Consider the following 3,505-nt stretch of genomic DNA (forward strand, 5'->3'; position numbering starts at 1 on the left):
ATACCGCAAGGGCCGGCGCGTCCTCCCCGCACCTGCGGGGGGCAGGCGCCCTGAAGGCGCCGCACAGCGCCCCCGCCGGCGTGGCCGCGCGGGGGCGCTTCGTTGTGTTCGGCGGCAGCTACCCGAACGGCAGCACCGCAGTGCTGCGGGTGGTCAAGGCCCGTGAGTAGCGGGCCGCTCCGTCGGTCAGACCTCGGTAGCGCAACACCGGATCGCCTGCGGCCACGAGGGCGGTGGCACACCGGAGGCACCACGGCCGTGGGGGATCGACGTCCAGGTCCTCGATGACCGCGTTCGCTGTGCGGCACTCGGCGCAGACCTGCATGCCTCTTCCTCTCGCTCAGGCCCAGGTCGAGCCGCACTGGGTGCAGCCCCACCGGCCGTCCATGGTCTGGTAGGTGGCGCCCGACCCGCACATCGGGCACGACATGGCGGCCGCGGGCTGGTCGCTGTTCGGCACGTTACCGGGCTGCGGGGTGTCGTGGGTCGGCTTCGGGGTCCCGGGGCAGTCAAGCAGGGCTGCGCTCATGACGCACTCTCCTCTGGATGAGGGGTGGAATGTGGATACGCCCGGCCGGGGCATTCACCAGGCAACTCGCCTGGCAGCCGCGTGGGGAGGCCTGCAAGGGCCTCCCGCACGCCGTGTGCGTGCCCCGCACACCCTGTGCACGCCCTGCCTGCGGGTGCGGTCCCGCCGATACGGTGGCGGCCCCGCAGGATCGGAGGGGGCGCCGTGTCACATCAGCTCCGGCTCTGAACGGCTATCAGGGCCGCCCGGTGTGCGCAGCGGATGACGCAGGCCCAACTGGGCCGGGTCTGTGGCTACTCGGCGTCCGCGATCAGCCGGATAGAGTCGGGCCTGCTTCGGCCTGCCGACCAGCCGCTCGCGGTCATCGTTCAGGTGCTGAGGCTGCAGCTTGACGCCCCCGGTCTGGACCAACCGGCTAATCTGTCGCGAGATGTGACGCTAAATCAGGAGGGCGCCATGCTCCGCAGGCAGCTGCTCGTGGCCGGCATGGCGGCGGCTGGTACATCGATGCTCCCGTGGTCGGCGACGGCCGCCAGCCGCCCGGACGCGTCGACCCGGATCGTCGGGGCGCTGTACGGACAGACCGACTCAGCGCCCGTGTCTCTGCAGGAACTCGGCCGGGCATTGGCTTTGGCGCGCGACCAGTTCACGGCGGCCCGATACGAGAATCTCGGAGCCGTGCTTCCCGGCCTGCTGGGCACGGCCGAGGCAACCCGCGAGTCACTGTCCGGCCGGGCCCGGGAGGAGGCGCACGCGTATGTGGCCCGCGCCTGGGTACTGGCGACGGAACTCGCGGTGAAGGGGCACGAGGCCGTCGCCTGGCCGGCGGCAGACCGGGCTTTGGCTGCGGCTCAGGCGAGTGGAAGCCCGGTGGTCCAAGGGGAGGCCGCCCGGGTGCTGGCGATCACGATGCGACGTGCCGGTCGACCGGCACGTCGCCGTCGACCTCCTGCGTCGCACTGCCGGCTCTCTCTGCCAGGACCAGGACGCCACCTCCCAGGCGGTCGCGGCAACACTGCTGATGACGGCGGCCTACACGGCCGCGTGCGGGCGGCGTCGCGGTGACGCCCTTGAGCTGATGGGAGGCGCCGAGGAGGCGGTCAGCCGCCTGGCCTCCGCCGGCACCAGAGCGCCGAGCCGGCTGTTCACGGTCGACGCCACCAGCACACAAACCGACCTGTACTGGGTCGGCGTGCACACCGCGCTGGGCACCCCGGACGAGGGTGTTCCGTACGCGGCACGGATCGTCCCGGGGCGGCTGCCGACCGCGGAGCGCCGGGCCCGTTACGGCACGGACTGCGCCCGCATGTGGCACCGCCTCGGCGATCACCACCGTACGTTCGCCGCCCTGCGGTTCACCGAGCAGGTCGCCCCGGAGGAAGTACGCCGGCCCGCGCTGCGGGCGCTGACGACAGACCTCCTGTACGCACCGGCGAGCGTGTCCGGCGTGCGCGAGTTCGCCGCACGCACCGGCGTGTCGTAGGGAGCCGGAGGCCCGGGCGGCGCCCGTACCCGAGGTGTCGTCCGGCCGGGCCCGCACCTCGATGCAGGAGGCGCACTCCCACCTCAGGCTGTTGGACCCCTCCCTGGCAGCCGCCAGTTCCGCGCCTCTGATCGTCTGAAGGGAGAACCGTGCCGACGCCCGTGTTCGAGACCATCACAAATCCGGATGCCGCTGCCCGGACGCTGGGCGAGATAGCGCCACTGTACGAGCAGGTGTTCGCAGAGCCGCCGTACTTCGAGGGGCCTGGCGACCTGGCCGGGTTCCTGGAGGGCTACGAGGCGTTCCGGACCATGCCCGGCTTCCGGTTGGTGCTGGCTCGTTCCGGTGCCGCGCTGGTCGGATTCGCTTTCGGCGTCCTGCTCCAGTCGGGCAGTCACTGGTGGGACGGCCTCGGCCTGGACGAGGACTTCACGCGCGACGACGGGCACCGGACGTTCGTGATCCGGGAACTCGCCGTGGCTCCGGGTCAGCGTCGGCAGGGGTTGGGCCGGAAGCTGCACACGGCTGTTCTTGGAGGGGCCCGGGTGGAGCGCGTCACGCTCGCGGTCCGGCCCGAGGCCGAGGCTGCGATGAAGATGTACGAAGCCCTCGGCTACCGGGAGTTGGGGGACAAGGCGCCCGCTTGGGAAGGTGCCCCGGTGTACCGCTACATGGTCCGGTAACTCGCTATCCGCCCCAAGCCCCGACCGCGGTTCCTACGGGCCCCGCATCTGCGGAGGTCAGCCGCTCCCGCAGCAGGAATGTACACCGGACCGACGTTCTCGCCGCACCGCCGGCTGCCGGAGGCCGGTGAGGGCGGGGGCGGTTTCGCGGTTTCGCGGTTTCGTCACCGGTCCCGCAGATGCGGATCGATCATTTCCGGTCAGGTGCATCTGTTCATCGTTCTGGATCTATCAGTGAGCTGATCGCCGCCGCTACTGTGCGGCGCATCCCCGCTGTTACCCCCTCCCCCGCCGTGCCGACGGCGGGGAAACGACCGATCGGAACGGTGTCACCGTGACCAAGATCCTGCGCAAGCTGATGACCCGTACGGGCCGGGTGGCCGCCACGGTCGCCGTGCTGGCGGCCGCCCTCACCGGCACGACGGCCGGCACCGCGTCGGCGACCACGACCGCGGCCGGCAGCTGGAGCTGCTCCGGGGCTCCCGTCCCGGCCGGCTACGTCATCACCATGTACAACCCCAGCGGCTGCAGCAACCACGGCTCCTGGTTCCAGCAGCCCGCGCAGGACCGCCTGTGGACCTGCTCCGGCTCGCCGATCGTCTCCGGCTACGTGCTGACGAACTACAGCGTCAACGGATGCAGCGGCGTCGGCGCCTGGTACCACGAGCTGGTCCGCAACGGCATCTGGACCTGCCCCTACTCGCCGATCCCGGCGGGCTACCGCAGCACCACCTACGACGCCCGTGGCTGCTCCGGCCTCGGCGCCTGGCTCACCGTGAAGATCTGACCGTCCGACGAGCGACCTGACGG

At 71.4% G+C, this 3,505-nt stretch carries 4 protein-coding genes and 1 pseudogene; 4 read left to right on the top strand and 1 reads right to left on the bottom strand.

What is annotated here, in order from left to right:
* Window positions 1-340: 340 nt before the first annotated feature.
* The gene (locus tag ACFRMQ_RS39360; RefSeq protein WP_380735705.1) at window positions 341-529 is read right to left on the bottom strand and encodes a hypothetical protein; all 189 of its coding nucleotides are present in this window, start codon (window positions 527-529) and stop codon (window positions 341-343) included.
* Window positions 530-790: 261 nt separating this feature from the next.
* Here ACFRMQ_RS39360 and ACFRMQ_RS39365 point away from each other — a divergent pair.
* The 4 genes and pseudogenes from ACFRMQ_RS39365 to ACFRMQ_RS39380 form a co-directional block, all read left to right on the top strand.
* Window positions 791-862, top strand: a pseudogene (locus tag ACFRMQ_RS39365) (helix-turn-helix domain-containing protein); the annotation flags it as partial.
* 583 nt (window positions 863-1,445) lie between these two features.
* A complete protein-coding gene (locus ACFRMQ_RS39370; protein ID WP_380735708.1) occupies window positions 1,446-2,012 on the top strand; it encodes a hypothetical protein in 567 nt (188 codons plus the stop codon).
* A gap of 149 nt (window positions 2,013-2,161) precedes the next feature.
* Entirely contained in the window at window positions 2,162-2,695 is a 534-nt protein-coding gene (locus tag ACFRMQ_RS39375; RefSeq protein ID WP_380735706.1) for a GNAT family N-acetyltransferase, read from the top strand.
* Window positions 2,696-3,029: 334 nt separating this feature from the next.
* Window positions 3,030-3,482, top strand: coding sequence for a hypothetical protein (locus ACFRMQ_RS39380; RefSeq protein WP_380735707.1), 453 nt, complete (start codon window positions 3,030-3,032; stop codon window positions 3,480-3,482).
* Window positions 3,483-3,505: the final 23 nt, after the last annotated feature.

This window comes from Kitasatospora sp. NPDC056783 (assembly GCF_042789895.1).
Classification (GTDB): Bacteria; Actinomycetota; Actinomycetes; order Streptomycetales; family Streptomycetaceae; genus Kitasatospora.